16 protein-coding genes are annotated in these 20,049 nt (G+C 62.4%); 6 read left to right on the top strand and 10 right to left on the bottom strand.

The window, feature by feature from the left end:
* Window positions 1-12: 12 nt before the first annotated feature.
* Entirely contained in the window at window positions 13-1,704 is a 1,692-nt protein-coding gene (locus ACLIKD_RS15280; RefSeq protein ID WP_428825733.1) for a SulP family inorganic anion transporter, read from the bottom strand.
* Window positions 1,705-1,807: 103 nt separating this feature from the next.
* On the opposite strand from ACLIKD_RS15280, the gene ACLIKD_RS15275 reads away from it, so the two are divergent.
* The gene (locus ACLIKD_RS15275) at window positions 1,808-2,002 is read left to right on the top strand and encodes a CopG family transcriptional regulator (RefSeq protein WP_226417098.1); all 195 of its coding nucleotides are present in this window, start codon (window positions 1,808-1,810) and stop codon (window positions 2,000-2,002) included.
* Between the two features lies 1 nt (window position 2,003).
* Here the strand turns inward: ACLIKD_RS15275 and ACLIKD_RS15270 are convergent, their stop codons facing one another.
* Together ACLIKD_RS15270 and metG are read right to left on the bottom strand one after the other, a co-directional pair.
* Entirely contained in the window at window positions 2,004-2,336 is a 333-nt protein-coding gene (locus ACLIKD_RS15270) for a hypothetical protein (protein WP_428825732.1), read from the bottom strand.
* A gap of 455 nt (window positions 2,337-2,791) precedes the next feature.
* Window positions 2,792-4,882, bottom strand: coding sequence for a methionine--tRNA ligase (gene metG / locus ACLIKD_RS15265; protein WP_428825731.1), 2,091 nt, complete (start codon window positions 4,880-4,882; stop codon window positions 2,792-2,794).
* 152 nt (window positions 4,883-5,034) lie between these two features.
* Here metG and apbC point away from each other — a divergent pair, with 152 nt between their 5' ends.
* From apbC to ACLIKD_RS15240, 5 genes are all read left to right on the top strand, one after another.
* Window positions 5,035-6,126, top strand: coding sequence for an iron-sulfur cluster carrier protein ApbC (gene apbC, locus ACLIKD_RS15260; protein WP_428825730.1), 1,092 nt, complete (start codon window positions 5,035-5,037; stop codon window positions 6,124-6,126).
* Between the two features lie 35 nt (window positions 6,127-6,161).
* Window positions 6,162-6,926 carry a hypothetical protein gene (locus ACLIKD_RS15255; protein ID WP_428825729.1) on the top strand — a complete coding sequence of 255 codons (765 nt, stop codon included), beginning with the start codon at window positions 6,162-6,164 and terminating at the stop codon, window positions 6,924-6,926.
* A 9-nt stretch (window positions 6,927-6,935) separates the two neighbouring features.
* Window positions 6,936-7,268, top strand: coding sequence for a hypothetical protein (locus ACLIKD_RS15250; RefSeq protein WP_428825728.1), 333 nt, complete (start codon window positions 6,936-6,938; stop codon window positions 7,266-7,268).
* 103 nt (window positions 7,269-7,371) lie between these two features.
* Window positions 7,372-7,938, top strand: coding sequence for a dCTP deaminase (gene dcd, locus ACLIKD_RS15245; RefSeq protein ID WP_226471577.1), 567 nt, complete (start codon window positions 7,372-7,374; stop codon window positions 7,936-7,938).
* 72 nt (window positions 7,939-8,010) lie between these two features.
* Entirely contained in the window at window positions 8,011-10,236 is a 2,226-nt protein-coding gene (locus tag ACLIKD_RS15240) for an Orn/Lys/Arg decarboxylase N-terminal domain-containing protein (protein WP_428825727.1), read from the top strand.
* Between the two features lie 134 nt (window positions 10,237-10,370).
* Here ACLIKD_RS15240 and ACLIKD_RS15235 read toward each other — a convergent pair whose 3' ends face one another.
* The 7 genes from ACLIKD_RS15235 to ACLIKD_RS15205 form a co-directional block, all read right to left on the bottom strand.
* Window positions 10,371-10,985, bottom strand: coding sequence for an abortive infection family protein (locus ACLIKD_RS15235; protein ID WP_428825726.1), 615 nt, complete (start codon window positions 10,983-10,985; stop codon window positions 10,371-10,373).
* 296 nt (window positions 10,986-11,281) lie between these two features.
* Window positions 11,282-11,797, bottom strand: coding sequence for a hypothetical protein (locus ACLIKD_RS15230; RefSeq protein ID WP_428825725.1), 516 nt, complete (start codon window positions 11,795-11,797; stop codon window positions 11,282-11,284).
* A 165-nt stretch (window positions 11,798-11,962) separates the two neighbouring features.
* Window positions 11,963-12,454: a dihydrofolate reductase gene (locus tag ACLIKD_RS15225; RefSeq protein ID WP_428825724.1), complete on the bottom strand. Its 492-nt coding sequence runs from the start codon at window positions 12,452-12,454 to the stop codon at window positions 11,963-11,965.
* A gap of 11 nt (window positions 12,455-12,465) precedes the next feature.
* On the bottom strand, window positions 12,466-13,923 hold the full coding sequence (glgA, locus tag ACLIKD_RS15220; protein ID WP_428825723.1) for a glycogen synthase GlgA: 1,458 nt from the start codon (window positions 13,921-13,923) through the stop codon (window positions 12,466-12,468).
* A complete protein-coding gene (pgi, locus tag ACLIKD_RS15215; protein ID WP_428825722.1) occupies window positions 13,920-15,503 on the bottom strand; it encodes a glucose-6-phosphate isomerase in 1,584 nt (527 codons plus the stop codon). The genes glgA and pgi overlap by 4 nt, the downstream gene beginning before the upstream one ends.
* On the bottom strand, window positions 15,500-18,067 hold the full coding sequence (glgP, locus tag ACLIKD_RS15210) for an alpha-glucan family phosphorylase (protein WP_428825721.1): 2,568 nt from the start codon (window positions 18,065-18,067) through the stop codon (window positions 15,500-15,502). Before glgP ends, pgi begins: the two co-directional genes overlap by 4 nt.
* Complete coding sequence (locus ACLIKD_RS15205; protein WP_428825720.1) at window positions 18,064-20,043, bottom strand: alpha-amylase/4-alpha-glucanotransferase domain-containing protein; 1,980 nt, start codon at window positions 20,041-20,043, stop codon at window positions 18,064-18,066. The genes glgP and ACLIKD_RS15205 overlap by 4 nt, the downstream gene beginning before the upstream one ends.
* Window positions 20,044-20,049: the final 6 nt, after the last annotated feature.

The raw sequence follows: 20,049 nt of genomic DNA, 5'->3' as shown, positions 1-20,049 counted from the left end.
GGTTTTTCCTTTTCAGTAATCTTCTTCCGAGCCGCCCATCAGGTTGGGCAGCAGGATGTAGGCGCGCGCCAGGGCGCTGGTCAGGTCGAGGCAGACGTTTTCGTCGCCGAGATGGTCGATGAAGCCGGAGCGATAGAGCAGCGAGCCGGGCTGCGAGTTCAGGCCGCAGACGAGCAGCCGGCAACCGCGCTTGTGCAATTTGTCGAGCAGGCTTTCCAGGCCTTCGAGGCCGGTGGTGTCGAGCTGGATCAGTTGCGTCATGTCGAGAATGACGACTTCCGGATGGCCGGCGGCCGGATCGAGCAGGACTTCCAGCTTGTTCACGGCGCCGAAGAACAGCGAGCCGAACAGTTGCCAGGCGGCGACCCGCATCGTGCCGTCCGGGTAGAGAAACTGCGGTTCGCTGGCTTCTTCGCGCAGCGGCCGGCGTTCGACACGGGTCAGTTCCGACATCCGGTAGATGAAGAACAGGCTGGCCAGCACCATGCCGAGTTCGACGGCGATGGTCAGGTCGAAAACGACGGTGACGAAGAAGGTGGCGAGCAGGATGACCCGGTAGTTGTATGAATAGCGGCGCAGTTCCTTGAATTCGTGCCATTCGCCCATGTTGATGGCGACCACCATGACGATCGCCGACAGGGTGGCGAGCGGCACGTAGGAGGCGAGCGGCGCGGCGAGCAGCACGATGCCGAGCAGCACGAGGGCATGGATGATGCCGGCGATCGGCGTCCGACCGCCGCTTTTGACGTTGGTCGAGGTGCGGGCGATGGCGCCGGTGGCGGCGAAGCCGCCGAACAGCGGGGCGGCGATATTGGCCAGGCCCTGGGCGACCAGTTCCTGGTTGGGGTCGTGGCGGTCGTCGATCATGCTGTCGGCGACGCGGGCCGAGAGCAGCGACTCGATGGCGCCGAGCAGGGCGATGGTGATGGCCGGCGAAATCAGCTTGCCGATGTCGTGAATCGACAGGTCGGGCAGGCCGAAGTGCGGCAGTTCCTGCGGGATACCGCCGAAGCGGCTGCCAATGGTTTCCACCGGCAGATCGAACAGGAAGGAGACCAGCGTGCCGACCAGCAGCACGGCGAGCGGCCCCGGGGCGCGGCGCAGCAAGGCGAAGCGCTGGGCCAGCCAGTTGTAGGAGAGCAGGAAGATGAAACAGGCGGTGGCCAGTGCCAGGGTCGGCAGATCGACGCTATGCGCATTGGCGGCGAGGACCTTGATGCGCAGGAAAAACTCGGCTGGCAGGTTGTCGATCTTCAAGCCGAAGAAATCCTTGATCTGGGCCAGGAAGATGACCACGGCGATGCCGTTGGTAAAGCCGATGACGACGGTGATCGGGATGAAGCGGATCAGTTGCCCCAGGCGGGCCAGGCCCATGGCCAGCAGGAAGATGCCGGCGAGCATGGTGGCGGCCATCAGGTTGGCGAAACCCTGAATGGCGACAATGCCGTAGATGATTGGAATGAAGGCGCCGGTCGGGCCGCCGATTTGCACGCGCGAGCCGCCGAACAGCGAGGTGATCAGGCCGGCGACGATGGCCGTCCAGATGCCGGCCGATGGCGAGCAACCGGAAGCGATGGCGAAGGCCATGGCCAGTGGCAGAGCGAGCACGCCGACCGTGATGCCCGAGGCGAGATCCTTGCCGAATTGCGCCCGGTTATAGGTCGGCAGGCAATCCAGCAGCTTGGGGTGGAAGGCGATTTTCATGGCGCGCGCTCATGTGGGGAGGTAGGATTATATGAGCACCCTATTATTCGTCAATGTTAATCATATGTTAACATCGCGATCAAGAATTGAAAGAGAGCGGAATATGGAGCAACGCACGGCACGTCTTACCATCCTGATCGATCCCCGGAAGAAGCAGATTTTCGAGGAAATCTGCGCTGCCAACGACCTGACCCCGTCGCAGGTCGTCCGTCGCCTGGTCCGGCAATACATCGTCGACAACGCGGGCAACCGTGAATTACCCGAGTGGTTGAAGCCGAACGGCAAGCTGGCCGAGTAAGTCACTCCTGCCCGGCCTCGGGCGGCTGGCGGACCTTGTCCGGATGATGCGCGGCAATATAGGCATCGTACCGAGCCTGCATTTCCGGCGCCTGTTTGGCGATTTCGCGCAGGATGCGCGTTACCGCCCAGATCATCACCACCACACCGCCCGCCGTGCACGCTACGGCTTCGGCCGCTGAGCCCGGAAAGTCAGCCAGGATGGCGCCCTTGCCTGCGGCAAACCAGCTGGCGCCGATACCGACGCAGGACAGCCCGAACACATCGGCCAGCGCATAGAGAAAGATCGGCCCGGTCAGGCGTGGCCGGGGCGGACGAAGCGGATTATTGAGCATGGCAGTCGGCAAAAGGGACGGGTGCCCATTTTGCCGGAAGATGCCAGCTTTCCGCCGCAATCCATGCATTTTCGTTGGGGCGCGCGAGTTGAAAAAAATGCTTGTCAAGACTTGACTTATGCACAGTAAGCAATCGCATTTGCCGCACAAGGCCATTCCGTGTCGGTTTTTCGCGATATTCTTTTGCGTTGTTATATTTGCAATTAAATCAGTTGCTTAGGTGCCAGCTCAAGTTTTGGGCAGGGCAAGGGAATGCCTTATGGGCCGGTCACTTAGCGCACTCATCCCCGATTGATTCACAGACTTATCCACAGGTTTTGTGGATAGTTCGAAAAGCCTAAACCCTGTGGCCTGATTGGGCCTGTTACTTAAAGTATCACTTTAAGTCCGGGGTCGGTTTTGCTGCGTCGCAACAAGAAAACGGCCTGTCTGGCAGGCCGTTTTTCCGTTGGCAGTTATTTGACTCGCATGCCCGGTTGCGCGCCCGCGTCCGGTGACAGCAGGAAGATGCCCGGCGTTTTGCCATCCGGGTCGGAGGCGGCCATCACCATGCCTTCCGAGAGACCGAATTTCATCTTGCGCGGCGCCAGGTTGGCGACCATCACGGTCAGGCGACCGATCAGTTGGGCCGGGTCATAGGCCGACTTGATACCGGCGAAAACGTTGCGCGTCTTTTCTTCACCGATATCCAGCGTCAGCCGGACCAGCTTGTCGGCGCCTTCGACCTGTTCGGCGTTGGCGATCAGCGCAATGCGCAGATCGACCTTCATGAAGTCGTCGATGGTGCACAGGCCTTCACTACCCGCATCGGCCTTGATTTCCTTCTGCTGGTGTTCGGCATGGCGTTGCTGCGACTGGGCCTCGGGCGCCGGGGCCAGCGATTCCTTGTTGGCTTCGACCAGCTTTTCGATCAGCTTCGGATCGACGCGCGTCATCAGGTGCTCGTAGGTATTGATGCCGTGGCCGGCGGCGAGCAGGGTCCGGGTGTCGTCCCAGGTCAGCGGCGCGATGTTGAGGAATTTTTCCACCTTGCCGGCGACCACCGGCAGGATCGGCTTGAGCAGCACGGTGAGCAGCCGGAAAAGATTCAGCGCATTGCTGCAGGCGGCGTGCAGTTCGACTTCCTTGCCGGCCTGCTTGGCCAGTTCCCAGGGCTTGACGCTGTCCACGTACTGGTTGGCGGCATCGGTCAGGGCCATGATTTCGCGCATCGCCTTGCCGAATTCGCGGGCTTCATAAAGTTCGGCGATCCGCCCGGCCGCTGCCTGGATGGACTTGATGGCCGGCAGTTCGGCGGCGGCCGGGGCCAGTTGGCCGGCGAAGCGCTTGCTGATGAAACCGGCCGAACGGCTGGCGATATTGACGTACTTGCCGACCAGGTCGGAATTGACGCGGGCACCGAAGTCTTCCAGATTGAGATCGATGTCTTCCATGCTCGCCGACAGCTTGGCGGCGTAGTAGTAGCGCAGCCATTCCGGGTTCAGGCCGCTGTCGAGGTAGCTTTGGGCGGTGATGAAGGTGCCGCGCGATTTGGACATCTTGGCGCCGTCCACCGTCAGGAAGCCATGCGCGAAGATTTTGGTCGGCGTGCGGTAGCCGGCATGGGCCAGCTCAGCCGGCCAGAACAGCGCGTGGAAGTAGAGGATGTCCTTGCCGATGAAATGGTAGAACTCGGTCGTCGAATCCGGCTTGAAATACTCGTTGAAGTCGAGGCCGTTCTTGCTGCACAGGTTCTTGAACGAGCCCATGTAGCCGATCGGCGCGTCGAGCCAGACGTAGAAATACTTGCCCGGCGCGTCGGGGATCTCGAAACCGAAGTACGGCGCATCGCGTGAAATATCCCAGTCGGTCAGCTTGTTGTCGCCCGGCGTCCCCAGCCATTCCTGCATCTTGTTGGCGGCTTCCGGCTGCAGCACGCCGTTGTCGCGGCTGGTGTACTGGCGCAGGAAGGCTTCGCAGCGCGGGTCGGAAAGCTTGAAGAAGTAGTGTTCCGAGCTGCGCAGTTCCGGCTTGGCACCGGAAATGGCGGAAAACGGCTCGATCAGGTCGGTCGGCGCATAGGCCGCGCCGCAGACTTCGCAGTTGTCGCCGTACTGATCCTTGGCGTGGCACTTCGGGCATTCGCCCTTGATGAAGCGGTCGGGCAGGAACAGTTGCTTGAGTGGGTCGTAGTACTGCTCGATGGTCCGCGTCTCGATCAGGCCGGCCGCCTTCAGCTTGGCGTAGATGTCGTTGGCGCATTCGCGGGTTTCCGGCGAGTGCGTGCTGTAGAAATTGTCGAAGCCGACATGGAAGCCGGAAAAGTCCCGGTAATGCTCGCCATGCACGCGCTCGATCAGCTGTTCCGGCGTGATGCCTTCCTTCTCAGCGCGCAGCATGATCGGCGTGCCGTGCGTGTCGTCGGCGCAAACGTACCAGCATTCGTTGCCGGCCATTTTCTGGAAACGCACCCAGATGTCGGTCTGGATATATTCGACCAGGTGACCGAGGTGAATGGCGCCGTTGGCGTAGGGCAGGGCGGAGGTGACGAGGATTTTGCGCGACATGGGAGCGGAAGGCTGGAAAATTAAAGCGCGATTTTACCGCGTGGCGCTACGCCGCGCTGTTCCGGCATGGCTGACCCGACAAACCGGTTTGCGGTATACTGGACAAAATCGCTCGGGTATTACCAACTGTCCCATTCTCCACCGGAGTTTCCATGAGTCTCTCAGAACAGCAAGTCAAGACGGCGCTCTCTGCTGCGGTCGACCCCAACACAGGCAAGGATTTCGTCAGCGGCAAGACGGTCAAGAACATCAAGATCGACGGCGCCGACGTCGCTTTCGACATCGAACTCGGCTACCCGGCGAAGAGCCAGATCGATGCCATCCGCAAGCAGGTGATCGCCGCCGTGCGCACGCTGCCCGGCGTCGGCAACGTCTCGGCCAATGTCTTCAGCAAGATCATTTCCCACTCGGTGCAACTGGGCGTCAAGCTGTTGCCGGGGGTCAAGAACATCATTGCCATCGCGTCCGGCAAGGGCGGCGTCGGCAAGAGCACGACGGCGGTCAACCTCGCCCTGGCGCTGGCCCAGGAAGGCGCCCGCGTCGGCATTCTCGATGCCGATATCTACGGCCCGTCGCAGCCGCAAATGCTCGGCCTGGCCGGCCAGCAGCCGGAATCGAAGGACGGCAGCAGCATGGAGCCGCTTGAAGCCTACGGCCTGCAGGCAATGTCGATCGGCTTCATGGTCGATGTCGAGACGCCGATGGTCTGGCGCGGCCCGATGGTCGCCCAGGCGCTCGACCAGATGCTCGGCCAGACCAACTGGCACGACCTCGACTACCTGATCGTCGACATGCCGCCGGGCACCGGCGACATTCAGCTGTCGCTGGCCCAGAAGGTGCCGGTGACCGGTGCGGTGATCGTCACCACGCCGCAGGACATCGCGCTGATCGATGCGCGCAAGGGCCTGAAGATGTTCGAAAAGGTGAATATCCCCATCCTCGGCATCGTCGAAAACATGAGCATCCACATCTGCTCGAACTGTGGCCATGAAGAGCACATCTTCGGCGAAGGCGGCGGCGAGCGGATGGGCAAGGATTATGACGTCGAATTCCTGGGCAGTCTGCCGCTGGAAATGGCCATCCGCCAAATGGCTGACGGCGGCAAGCCGACCGTCGTTGGGGCGCCGGATTCGCGCACCGCCGAGATCTATCGCGGCATCGCCCGCCGGGTGGCGGTCAAGATTGCCGAGAAGGCCAAGGACATGACCTCGAAATTCCCGAATATCGTGGTCCAGAACACCTAGGCCACCATCCAATGTGGCGGCTAGTGCGAAGGAGATTGGTTCCTGCCCGGCTTGCCGCCGCCGCGGTGCTCGCTGCGGCCTGCCCGGCCGCTTTCGCCGCGCCCGACGAAATCCAGGTCTATACGCAGGAAACGGACGAACCCGGCGAATTCGGCCTGGAAATGCATGTGAACTATGTGCCGAAAGGCCGGCGAGATGCGACTTTCCCAGGCGAAATGAAGTCGGAGCACCGCCTGCAGCTGACCCCGGAGTTCTCCTATGGCTTGAGCAAAACTCTGGAGGCCGGCCTGTATCTGCCTGTCGCACTGAGCGACGATGGTCACTTGTTCGGTAACGGCATCCGTGTCCGGCTGAAATACATCGCGCCGCGCGCCGATGGTGAACATCTCTTCTGGGGGCTGAATGGCGAACTCGGTCACTCCGCCAAACGCATTGCGGAAACGGCGAACGGGCTGGAAATCCGGCCAATCGTCGGTTATATCGACGATCAGTGGCTGCTCAGTTTCAATCCCATTTTCAACATGGACCTGTCGGACAAGGTCAGCCGGCAACCCCGCTTCGAGCCGGCGCTGAAAGTCACCCATGCCGTTGGCCAGGGCCTGCGGGCCGGCTTCGAATACTACGGGGAATACGGTCCGCTGACCCATATGCTGCCGCGTGACGAGCGTTCGCACTTCTTGTATGGGGTGATCGATGTCGCGATCAAGGGTTTCGACATGAATTTGGGTATCGGGCGCGGTTACACCAACGCCGAGGATCGTTGGGTGGTCAAGGCGATCTTCGCTATCCCCTTCAATTAGAGGCTGGACATGAGTGGTTTTGAAAATTACGCCAGAAGTACCAGCGAAATCGAGCAGGCAATCGAGCGCAAGGGGATCGTCCTCGGTATCGACTGGCACGATGAAGTTCAGGTCCGTGCCCTGGCGCGCGAGGCACTTGCCCATGTTGCGGCCGACGAGAAAATCGCGGTAACGGCGCCGATCGATTACCGGCGCCTGGCCAAGCTGGAGCTTTTTGGCCTGGCCGCGATCATGCTGCGAACCATGGAAGAAAGTGCGGTCCAGGGTTTTGAAAGCCATGGCGGCGAAGCCTGGAAGGCGTTTGCCAGAGCCCTTTGGGCCGAGTCCGAGCAGCGCAAGTAGCCGGTACCGTGCCGTGAAATAAAATAGATAATCGCCGGGTAATTGATACCGATCCGGCAGGTGCTGTAATAGAATCCTGCCTTTTGCCGCACGGACGAGAAAAATGGCCATCAAATCAGATAAATGGATACGCCGCATGGCGGCAGAGCACGGCATGATCGAGCCGTTTTCACCGGAGCTGGTGCGCGAGGCAAATGGCCAGAAGATCGTCTCCTACGGCACCTCTAGCTACGGTTACGATATCCGCTGCGCGCGCGAATTCAAGGTCTTCACCAATATCAACTCGACGGTGGTCGATCCGAAGAATTTCGATCCGAAGTCCTTCGTCGAAATCGAATCCGACGTCTGCATCATTCCGCCGAACTCCTTCGCCCTGGCCCGCACCATGGAATATTTCCGCATTCCGCGCTCGGTGCTGACCGTCTGCCTCGGCAAGAGCACCTACGCCCGCTGCGGCATCATCGTCAATGTGACGCCGTTCGAGCCGGAATGGGAAGGCTACGTCACGCTCGAGTTTTCCAATACGACGCCGTTGCCGGCCAAGATCTACGCCGGTGAAGGTTGTGCCCAGGTGCTGTTCTTCGAGTCCGATGAAGTCTGCGAGACCTCGTACAAGGATAGAGGCGGCAAATACCAGGGGCAGGTCGGTGTGACGCTGCCCAAAATCTGACGCCGGGCTGTAACCAAAACGTCTTATTCTGTGACCCGCTGCGGCGGGTCGCCGCTTTTCAAGGACTCAAACATGCGCTTCCACTTCCCCATCATCATCATCGATGAAGACTTTCGCTCGGAGAACACCTCCGGACTCGGCATTCGCGCCCTCGCCGAAGCGCTCGAGAAAGAGGGACTGGAAGTGCTTGGCGTCACCAGTTACGGCGACCTGACTTCGTTCGCCCAGCAGCAGTCGCGGGCCAGCGCCTTCATCCTGTCGATCGACGATGAGGAATTGGCGCTCGAGCCGGAGGAAACGCTGGCCGAACTGCGCGCCTTCGTCACCGAAATCCGCAACCGCAACGCCGAAATCCCAATCTTCCTGCACGGCGAAACGCGCACCTCACGCCATATCCCGAACGACGTGCTGCGCGAGCTGCACGGCTTCATCCACATGTTCGAGGACACGCCGGAGTTCATCGCCCGCAACGTCAAGCGCGAAGCGCGCGCCTATCTCGACTCCCTGCCGCCGCCGTTCTTCCGCGCACTGGTCCATTACGCCGCCGACGGTTCGTATTCCTGGCACTGCCCCGGGCATTCGGGTGGCGTCGCCTTTTTGAAGAGCCCGGTCGGCCAGATGTTCCACCAGTTCTTCGGCGAGAACATGCTGCGCGCCGACGTCTGCAATGCCGTCGAGGAACTCGGCCAACTGCTCGACCACACCGGCCCGGTCGCTGCTTCCGAGCGCAATGCGGCACGCATCTTCAACGCCGACCACCTGTATTTCGTCACCAACGGCACCTCGACCTCGAACAAGATCGTCTGGCACTCGACGGTGGCGCCGGGCGACGTGGTCGTCGTCGACCGCAACTGCCACAAGTCGATCCTGCACGCCATCATGATGACCGGCGCGATCCCGGTCTTCCTGATGCCGACCCGCAACAACTTCGGCATCATCGGCCCGATCCCGAAGCGCGAATTCCTCTGGGAGAACATCCAGAAGAAGATCGCCGCCAACCCCTTCATCACCGACAAGACGGCCAAGCCGCGCGTCCTGACGATCACCCAGTCGACCTACGACGGCATCCTCTACAACGTCGAGGACATCAAGCAGGAGCTGGACGGCAAGATCGACACCCTGCATTTCGACGAAGCCTGGCTACCGCACGCCGCCTTCCACGATTTCTACGGCGATTACCACGCCATCGGCGCCGACCGCCCGCGCTGCAAGGAGTCGATGATCTTTTCGACGCAATCGACGCACAAGCTGCTGGCCGGCCTCAGCCAGGCCTCGCAAATCCTCGTCCAGGATTGCGAGAACCGCAAGCTCGACCGCGACCTGTTCAACGAAGCCTACCTGATGCACACCTCGACCTCGCCGCAATACTCGATCATCGCCTCGTGCGACGTCGCGGCGGCGATGATGGAAGCGCCGGGCGGTACCGCGCTGGTCGAGGAATCGATCGCCGAAGCCCTCGACTTCCGCCGCGCCATGCGCAAGGTGGACGAAGAGTGGGGCGCCGACTGGTGGTTCAAGGTCTGGGGGCCAGACGACCTGTCGGAAGAAGGCATCGAGGAACGCGACGCCTGGATGTTGAAGCCGGGCGAACGCTGGCACGGCTTCGGCGAGCTGGCCGACGGCTTCAACATGCTCGACCCGATCAAGGCGACGATCATCACCCCGGGCCTCAACGTCGACGGCGAATTCGCCGAGCGCGGCATCCCGGCCGCCATCGTCACCAAGTACCTCGCCGAACACGGCGTCATCGTCGAGAAGTGCGGCCTGTACAGCTTCTTCATCATGTTCACCATCGGCATCACCAAGGGCCGCTGGAACACGCTGGTCACCGCGCTGCAGCAGTTCAAGGACGACTACGACAAGAACCAGCCGCTGTGGAAGGTGCTGCCCGAGTTCGTGCAGAAGAACCCGCGCTACGAGCGCATCGGCCTCAAGGATCTATGCAAGCAGATCCACGCGGTGTACAAGGAAAACGACGTCGCCCGCCTGACCACCGAGATGTATCTGTCCGACATGGTGCCGGCCATGCGTCCGGCCGAAGCCTTCGCCAAGATGGCGCACCGCGAGATCGAACGGGTGCCGGTGGACGAACTGGAAGGCCGCGTTACCGCCGTCCTGCTCACCCCCTATCCGCCGGGCATTCCGCTACTGATCCCGGGCGAGCGCTTCAACCGGACAATCTGCAGCTACCTGAAATTCGCCCGCGAATTCAACGCCGCCTTCCCCGGTTTCGAAACCGACGTGCACGGCCTGGTCAAGGGTGGAGATGGCCGTTATTACGTCGATTGCGTGCTTTAGGGATTAACGTGGCCCCGGGGCTTCCGGGGCGCGCGAGTTTTATTTTTCGGGTTGCCTAATGTTTGGCAGGGGGAGGCAATATGCCCTTTGCTGACGTAGCAAACTTTGAAAAGCAGACGTTCAGAACGTAGAGTTCAACGGTTACCGAAGGCAGTCTGTTGGAACGAAGGGTTCGGCGTCTTGGCCTTCCAGCGCTCCATGACAAAGATCACAAGCGTATGCGAGGCATTTACTGCTAAACGTGCTTCTGACACGTCAATCATTGGAGGTTGCATTCCGCGTCCGTGTGCCGACCCAATGTGCGTTCGGTAAGCCCCCACGCCGTCGACGATTGACGCAAGGCCCTGAAGGATCCTCTTCTGATCGTCTTCGAGCGTTGAATCGAGGTTGAGGCCAAGGTCGTTTTGCACGCATTTCCACAAAGGAGAAATCGACTGCTTGCTTGGCATTTCCAAACCGAATGTTTCAATGTACGTCTTACAAACGGCCTCAATGATTGAGCTTGCCGCGGTAATCGCTGCATGCGGATCGCGGTCAAGCTGACTAATTGCCCGTTCGAACTCCGCCTCAATTGATGCGAAGTCGCCCACCTTCAGATATTCAGCAAGAGTCTTGGCTGCTGGGCTAGCGCCTGCCAGTGTGATGAACCCGTTGGTCTGGTAGCTCAGTTGATTCTTAGCCAAACTGTCTCGGATACGCCTCTTTCCGATTGCGACGGACGAGTCATCGTCAGGCCATTCTTGATCCATGTATGTCTGCACCACTTGGCCTAGAACGGATAGCGCCTCAACGCTTGGGTCGTCATTGCAGCGCTTTAGCCATGCACTGCATTTCGCTTCGCAGTTCCCTTCTGGAACATCTCCGGGTGCTCCGCTCTCCATGAATAGCGTATTCAGCCGAGAGTGGCTGTAATAATATGAGGCGAGTACCGACGACACTGCGCCGATAACTGAGTTAGGAATTTTCGTAGCCACGGGATTTTTTAAGACTGCGAGCGTGGAGTTGAGGCGCCTGCGCGGCTTTTCACGCAGATCGCCTCGTAGGGTTAGAGCGCATCGGCGGCATGCCATTGCTCCAACATTTGTTTGGATACTTGCGCAACATAGCTCATTGAAACTCCATGCTGTTGCACGAAGGCGGTGGTTTCTCCATCGATGTACTTGAGCAAGGCGAGGGCTTCATCTGACATGGCTTCGAGCCGAGCAACAAGCGCCGCCATCGCCTTGGCATTGTGTATTGCGTTGCGGCTCTCAGAGCGGGAGCGATGAACCAGCCAGTTTCTTTCAGCCAGAATGTTCTCGAAGCGGCCTTCCATTTCGGACGAAATGAGACCGGCTTTAGCAATTTGGTGAAGCGTTGCTCCGAAAGTTTTGGCTTGTGCTTTCTCGACAAGGGCGTTTCCCTCAGTAAGGCCCATGCCCTTCTCGGCTTGAACGAGCAAAACGAAATATTGAGCGGCGACACCTTCCAATTCTTGAAGCTGCCACAGGGCAAAGCCAACATTTTGAGTGACTGCGGCCAAGCGGTCAGCTCTCTCCAGTTGCTGGGCAAGAGTACTCATGCGCTCTAATGATGCTGTAGGAAAATAGTATTCATACTGTCATCGTGACTCGAACCATATGGAATAACAAGCACGCTCGCGCCCACTCTGATTAGGAGCCAATGTCAGCTACGGTGCGTTTTCTCGACAGATAGCTCATGGCCGAACTCCGCCCGATGCCCCCAGTTATTTACGGCGATAGCTCAGAAAGGCAAATCCCGTCCCGCTGGTCGAGGCCGGGGTTGTTTTTGCCGTGAGCTGCCAGTCGGCGGCCGGGATTTCCGGGAACCAGCTGTCGCCTTCCGGGGCGAGGTCTACTTCGGTGATTTCCAGGCTGTCGGCCAGCGCCAGGGCTTGCTGGTAGATGTCGGCGCCGCCGATGATGAAGACGGTTTTGTCGGCGGCGGCCAGGGCCAGGGCACTTTCCAGCGAATTCGCCAGTTCGGCGCCGGGGGCGGCGTAGGCGGGCTGCCGGCTGACCACGATGTTGCGCCGGCCGGGCAGCGGCCGGAAGCGCGGCGGCAGCGATTCCCAGGTCTTGCGGCCCATCAGCACGGTGTGGCCCTGGGTCAGCGCCTTGAAGTGAGCCATGTCTTCCGGGATGTTCCAGATCAATTGGTTGTCGCGGCCGATCACGCGGTTTTTGGCGACGGCGACGATGATGACGATTTCGGGCATGCGCGGGGCTTTCAGTGCTGGGTGGCGATGGCGTCGCGGTAAAGCTGGATGTATTCGTTGGCGGCGTGCTTCCACGAGAAGTCGCAGCGCATGCCGTTCTGCTGGAGGCGCAGCCACAGCCGTTTGTCGTGCCAGGCGCTGCACACACGCTCCATGGTCTGCCACAGGGCGTGCGGTGTTTCATCGGGCAGTACGAAGCCATTGGCCGTCTTGTCGGCCAGCGTGTGCTCGTCGAGGTCGACCACCGTATCGGCCAGGCCGCCGGTGGCGCGCACGACGGGCGGCGTGCCGTAGCGCAGGCTGTACATCTGGTTGAGGCCGCAGGGCTCGAACCGCGAGGGCATCAGGAAACAGTCGGCCCCGGCTTCGATGCGGTGCGCCAGTTGTTCGTCGAAGCCGAGCTTGACGGCAATCTGCCCGGGGAAGCGTTCGGCCAGCGCCTGGAAACCGGCTTCCATGACCTTGTCGCCGCTGCCGAGCACGACGAGCTGGGCGGGTAGCTGGGGTATGCCGTCGCCGACGGTGAGCAGCAGGTCGAGGCCCTTCTGCAGGGTCAGTCGGCTGATCACCGCAAACAGCGGCCGGTCGGCGCTTTCGGCCAGCCCCATTTCACGTTGCAGGGCGGTCTTGTTGCTGCGTTTGGCGGCCAGCCGGTTGGCCGCGTAGTGCTCGGCCAGGGCCGGGTCGCTGGCCGGGTTCCAGAGGTCGGTATCGACGCCGTTCAGGATGCCGCGCAGATCGGCGGCGCGGTGGCGGAGCAGGGCGGCTAGGCCGTAGCCGAAATGCTCGTCCTGAATTTCCCGGGCGTAGGTCGGGCTGACCGTCGAGATCAGCGAGGCCAGTTGCAGACCGGCCTTGAGGAAGGAAAGCTGGTCGTGGTACTCGACCCGGTCGAAGCGCCAGGCATCTTCCGGCAGGCCGAGGGCAGCATGCACCGGCTTGGCGAAACAGCCCTGGAAGGCGATGTTATGGACGGTGACGACGCTCGCCGCACCGCCTTCGTAATGCAGGAAGGCCGGCGCCAAGGCGGTTTGCCAGTCGTTGGCGTGGACCACGTCGACCGCCCAGGCCAGTGGCGAATCGGCCTGGCCGAGCCGGGCGGCAACCCGCGACAACAGGCCGAAGCGGCTGGCGTTGTCCGGCCAGTCAAGGCCGTCGGGGCCGAGGTAGGGGTTGCCGGGACGCTCGTAGAGTTCCGGGCAGTCCAGCAGCAGCAACGGCAAACCGTCTGTTTCGGCCGCCAGCAGACGGGCTGCCGGCAGGGCGGGGGCCAGGGCGTGAAACTCGGCGACCACGGTGGCCTGCGGGAAGGCCGTTTTCAGCGCCGGGTAATACGGCAGCAGGACGCGGATGTCGTGGCCGGCCCGGCGCAGCGCGGCCGGCAAGGCTGCGGCGACGTCGCCGAGACCGCCGGTCTTGACCCAGGGGGCCATTTCCGAAGTGGCAAAAAGTATCGACAAAGGTTTCATGGGTTCCTCAGCGCGGCAAGCAGGCCCTGGGTCGAGCCATCGAAGGAGCCAGCCTCGCCGTTGCCTTCGAGCAGCGGCGTCAGCTGGCTGGCCAGTTGTTTGCCCAGTTCGACACCCCACTGGTCAAAGGAATTGATATTCCACAGCACGCCGAGGCAGAACACCTTGTGTTCGTACAGGGCGAGCAGTTGGCCGAGCGTGTAGGCATCGAGGCGCGGCAGCAGCAGCGTGGTGGAGGGTTGGTTGCCTGGGAAAACCTTGTAGGGCACGAGCTTTTCCGGCACCCCGGCGGCCCGCACCTCGTCCGCGGTCTGCCCGAAGGCGAGCGCTGCCGACTGGGCCAGGCAGTTGGCGAGCAGCGACACATGATGGCCGGGCAGCGGGAAATCGGCCTCGCGCAGCGCGACGAAATCGCTGGGAATGATCCGGCCGCCCTGGTGGAAGAGCTGGTAGAAGGAGTGCTGGCCGTTGGTCCCGGCTTCGCCCCAGAGGATCGGGCTGGTCGGCACGCCGACCGGCTGGCCGTCGCGGTTGACCTGCTTGCCGTTGCTCTCCATTTCCAGTTGCTGCAGATAGGCCGGCAGCAGGGCGAGCGACTGGCTGTAGGGAAGCATCGCCGAAGTGGTGGCGCCGAGGAAGTCGGTATTCCACAGGCTGAGCAGGGCCAGCGTCAGCGGCAGGTTGTCGGCGGCCGGGGCTTCGATGAAGTGCCGGTCCATGGCCCGGGCGCCGGCCAGCAACTGCTCGAACTGCCGCCAGCCGATGGCCAAGGCGAGCGAGAGACCGACTGCCGACCACAACGAGAAGCGGCCGCCGACCCAGTCCCAGAATTCAAAGACGTTGTCGGCGGCAATGCCGAATTCGCCGGTCCGGGCGCGATCGGTCGAGATGGCGACGAAATGCCGGGCCACCGCCTCTTCCTGGCCCGCCGTGGCGAGCAGCCAGCTACGGGCGGTGCGGGCGTTGGTCAGCGTTTCCAGCGTGGTGAAGGTCTTGCTGACGATGACGAACAGTGTCGTGCGCGGGTTGAGGCGGGACAGCAACGGGGCGATGTCGGCGCCGTCGACGTTGGCGATGAAATGGACATCGATGTCCGGTTGCTGCTGGGCGGCCAGGGCGCGGGCCGCCATGCGCGGGCCGAGGTCGGAGCCGCCGATGCCGATATTGACGATGTCGGTGATCCGCTCGCCGGAATAGCCGCGCCAGTTGCCGTTGTGGATGCTTTCGCAAAACAGCCGCATCCGTTCGAGCACGATACCGACTTCGGCCGGCTGTTGGTCGCCGGCCCGCAGGGCGATGTGGCGGACGGCGCGGTTTTCGGTGTGATTGATCGCTTCGCCGGCCAGCATTTTCTGCTTCCAGCCTTCGATGTCGGCGGCTTCGACGAGGTCGATCAGCAGCGCCCGGGTTTGCCGGTCGATGCGCTGTTTCGAGAAGTCGAGCAGCAGCCCGTCGTGGCGGAGCGAAAAATGCGCGAAACGCTCGGCATCGCTGGCGAACAGTTCGCGCAGATGGAGCGGCCGGATGGCCTCGGCATGGGCGCTCAGCGCCTGCCAGCTTGGAGTGTCGATTAGGTTCATAGCCAGACCATCAGGCCCGTTTCAAATTTGTGGATGAGCGCGGGGTGCGTCGGGAAAATGCGGATGCGGTATTCCAGCTTGCCGCACAGTTCGGGGGTCAATTCGAGCGTGTACAGCGCTTCGCCGCTGGCCGTGCCGCCCGAACAATGCAGGGGATAGTGGCGAACCCGGCCGATGCTGCCGTGGTGGCCGGGCCGTCCGAACAGCGCTTCGACAGTGACGTCGGCAGCGCCCAGGCCGTTCAGCTGGACGGCGACCTCGATGTGCAGCGCGCCGCCGAATTTCAGCCGGCGCTCCGCCGTATCCAGCCGGTGCAGGCGGACGCCCGGCCAGGCGCCGCGCACCCGGGCCTTCCATTCGGCGACGTCGCGGGCCACAGCGAAATCGTCTTCGGCGTAGCGTCGGCCGTGGCTGGCGGCCGGCGCGTAAAACTTCTTCACGTACTCGCCGACCATCCGGCTAACGTTGAAGCGCGGCGCGATCGTCGCGATCGAACATTTGCTCATCGCCACCCATTCCGGCGAGTAGCCCATCGGGCCGGTATGGTAATAGGTCGGGATGACCTGGTCCTGGAGGATCTCATAGAGCGTGCGGGCCTCTTCGGCATCGCGCTCGGCATCGCCGAGATGGCCGGGGGCGGGCTTGATCGCCCAGCCGTTGGCGACCTCGCCGGTCTCGTCGTAACCTTCGCCCCACCAGCCGTCGAGCACCGAAAGATTGAGGGCGCCGTTCATCGCCGCCTTCATGCCCGAGGTGCCGGAGGCTTCGAGCGGGTAGATCGGATTATTCAGCCAGACGTCGACGCCGGAAACCAGCGAGCGCGACAGGTGCAGGTCGTAGCCCTCGACGAGCAGGATGCGCCCCTCGAATTCGGGCAGCTTGGCCATCTGGGCTATCTTGCGGATGATTTCCTGGCCCGGCAGGTCGGCCGGGTGGGCCTTGCCGGCGAACAGGAAGAGCACCGGCCGGTCGGCCTGGCCGATGATCTCGCGCAGCCAGGTCGGGTCCTGGAAGAGCAGGGCGGCGCGCTTGTAGGTGGCAAAGCGGCGGGCGAAGCCGATGGTCAGGACATTCGGGTTGTCCGGGTCGGCATACTTGAGCAGCCGGTCGAGATGGGCCGGCGAGCCCTGGTTGCGCTGGTGCTGCTCGCGGACCCGTTCGCGGACCAGTTTCAGCAGCTTCGACTTCAGTTGCTGGCGGATGCTCCAGAACGTCGCATCGGGAATCAGCTTGATGCCGTCCCAGCTGGCGTGTTCGGTCTGCCGTTCGCGCCAGCCGATGCCGAGATAGCGCTCGAAGGTTTCGAACCACTCGGGGGCGAGGAAGGTGGACAGATGGACGCCGTTGGTGACGTAGTCCATCGGGTTTTCGTAAGGCTCGATCTGCGGCCACAGGTAGCGGCAGATATCGGCCGAAACGTCGCCGTGGATGCGCGACACGCCGTTGTGGTGGCGCGAGCCGCGGACCGCCAGCGAGGTCATGTTGAGGTCGGTCTTGCCGGGTTCGGCACCGAGCGCCATCAACTGCTCGAAGGAGATGCCGAGTTCGTGGCACCAGGCGGAAAAGTAGTGGCGGATCATCTCTTCCGGGAAATGATCGTGGCCGGCCGGGACCGGCGTGTGCGTCGTGAATACGACGTTGGCGGCCACCGCTTCGAGGGCGGCGGCAAAGGGCAGGCCGTTGCCCATCAGGCTGCGCATGCGTTCGAGGATCAGGAAGGCGGCGTGCCCTTCGTTGACGTGCCAGACAGTCGGTTTCAGGCCAAGCAAGGCCAGCGCGCGGGCGCCGCCGACGCCGAGCAGGATCTCCTGCTCAATGCGCGTCGTCTTGTCGCCGCCGTACAGTCGGTGGGTGATTTCGCGGTCGCGTTCGGAATTTTGCGGTAGCCAGGTGTCGAGCAGGATCAGCCGGACATGGCCGACCTTGACCTCCCACAGCTTGGCCTGGATGGTTCGCCCGGGAAAGTCGACGGCGACCAGCACTTCCTGGCCCTGTGCATCGAGGACCGGAGAAACCGGCAGGTCGTCGAAGTCCGAGTCGTTGTAGGTGGCGTGTTGCTGGCCGTCGGCATTCAGCGTCTGCTGGAAATAGCCCTGGCGATAGAGCAGGCCGATGCCGATGAAGGGCAGGCCCATGTCACTGGCCGCCTTGCAGTGGTCGCCGGCCAGGATGCCGAGGCCGCCGGAGTAGATCGGCAGGCTCTCGTGGAAGCCGAACTCGGCGCAGAAGTAGGCGATCAGGTCGTCTTCCTTGAACGGCCGGCCATGCACGTGGGCCATGCTGGGCATCTCGTGATAGCTGTCGTAATTCGAGACGACGCGATTCAGCGCGGCGAGGAACACCGGGTTTTCGGCCGTCGCCTCCAGGCGCTTCTGGTCGGCGCGCTTCAGGAAAGCCTTGGGGTTGTGGTTGCTGGCCTGCCACAGCGGGTGCGACAGGCTGGCGAACAGGCCCTGGGTCGGGCGGTCCCAGCTGTACCAGAGGTTGTTGGCGAGCTCTTCGAGGCGCTCCAGACGTTCCGGTATCTGCGGATTGACTTCGAGTTGGTAGGCGGTTCCGGTCATCTTGGGGTGGGTTCTATGGTCAGGTGCAGTTGCAGGACGCAGGTATCGCCGGGAATGATCCAGTCCAGCCGGATTTCAGTCGATTGCATGATTTTCTCAAAGCCGGCCTCGGATTGGGAGACTGTCTGCTGCGCTTGCCCGTGAATCTGGGCGGAAATTGAGGTTTGCAGCTGCAGATGGCCGCCGAGGACGCCGTCTTCCAGGCTCAGCCAGGTTGCCCCGGCGAGTTCGAGCGCCTGGCCGAAGCCGCCGGGAACGCTGCCGTCGGCCAGCAGGTAACGGCCGAGAAAGCCGTCGCAGCTCGGCATCGCGAGATTGAGACAGGTCGAGAAACGATGGCCGGCCAGGCCGTTCAGTTGCCAGCTGACGCTGACGGTGGCCTGCTCGATGGCATAGGTCTTGGTCACGCCGGGGCGCGTGAATTGCAGGCTGGCCGGGCTGGCGGGCGCATAGTCGGTGAGCGTGGCGCCGTCGAGGGCATCGACAAAGAGGGCCCGCGGCAGGGTGTCGGGCGTGATGTCGTCGGCCGTGACCGGATGCTTGAAACGGATCACGTCGTGCGCCGAGGCAATGCCTTCGCCCTGGTGTTCGGTCGGGCCGCTGGCGATCCGGTCGTGGTAATGCTCGTGATAGCGGCGCAGGGTGTCGCCGAAATTGTGACCGAGCGGGTAGCTGGACAGTTCGTGCGCCGCCGCCAGGCCGTCGTCGCGGACGACGATTTGCACGGCCGGGTTGTGGGCGACGATTTCGGTTTTGCCGTCGAAGTCGAGATCGGCTGCCGCCATGGCTGGTCGCGGTTGCAGCACGTCGAGCCTGGCCTCCAGCGCGACGATGTTGTGCCACACGGCGCGCCGCAGGTGGGGCAGGTAGAGGCCGCCGAACAGGCCATGCCAGTAAGCGTCGTTGGCCTGCGCCCGGTACAGTGCGGCGGTCAGTTCCGGCGGTGGCTCGGGCAGTGCGGCGAGGCGGGCCGACAGGCCGAGCATCCGCTTGTGCATCCAGTTGGCTTCGGGATAGCGGGTCAGGAAATTGCGCCAGATGCCGCCGCGCAGGAAGGGCCGGTGCACATCGCCACGGCCCGCCGCTTTCTCGCTGGCCAACAGGGCGGAATAGATGCCGGCGGCCGGCATCGGCAGCGTCCATTCGTTCATCTCGCTGTACGAGGTGGTCGGCAGATAGACGATGCCGCGCGTCGGCTGCCGGGCATGGAAGTCGGCGTAGGTGGCGGTGCGGATCTTCGGGCTGGCCAGCACGCCTTCGATCAGCGCCTTGAGCCAGCCACGGTTGTACACCCAGTCGTAGGTTTCCGGCCAGATGCCGAATTTCTCGATGTCGTCGAAATAGATCGCGGCCGCCTGGCCCTGGTCGGCCAGTTGTTCGAGATAGCCGATGACTTCGTGGGCCGGCGAAAAAGGCAGGCGGTAGCGCAGGGCTTCGGAAATCGGAAAGAGGTCGAGCCGGGTGCCGCCTTCTTCGGTGCTGTAGTAGCTGTCCAGGGCGGCGCTCGATTTGCCGGTGCAGAAGAAATGGTAGTCGTCCACCGTCACGTAGCCGATGCCGGTCTCGGCCAGGGCCGGCACCACGGCGGATTCCCAGACCCGCTCGGTGAGCCAGGCGCCGCTCGGTCGGACGCCGGTCCACTCGGTCAGCTTGTCGTTCAGGGTTTGTAGCTGGCCGACCCGGTCGCGGTGCGGGATGGCGGCCAGCACCGGCTCGGTATCGCCGGAACTGAACAGTTCGACTTGGCCGCGGCGGACCATTTCAGCCAGCAATTCAATGTCGGCCGGGTAGCGTTCGCGCAGCCAGTCGAGCAGCCAGCCGGAAAAGTGGGCGGCGAAACGAAAGTCGGGATAGGCGTAGAGGGTTTCCAGGAAAGGCTTGTAGCAGCGCAGGTGAGCGTCGGCGATCACCTCCGGGAAATTGCCCACCGGCTGGTGGGCATGCACGCCGAGAAGCAGGGTTACGGCTTGAGTCATCTGAGT

The organism is Azonexus sp. IMCC34842 (genome assembly GCF_050368855.1).
Lineage (GTDB): Bacteria > Pseudomonadota > Gammaproteobacteria > Burkholderiales > Rhodocyclaceae > Azonexus > Azonexus denitrificans_A.
The sequence above is the reverse complement of the archived record's forward strand: the minus strand, read 5'-3'. Positions and strand labels throughout refer to the sequence as shown.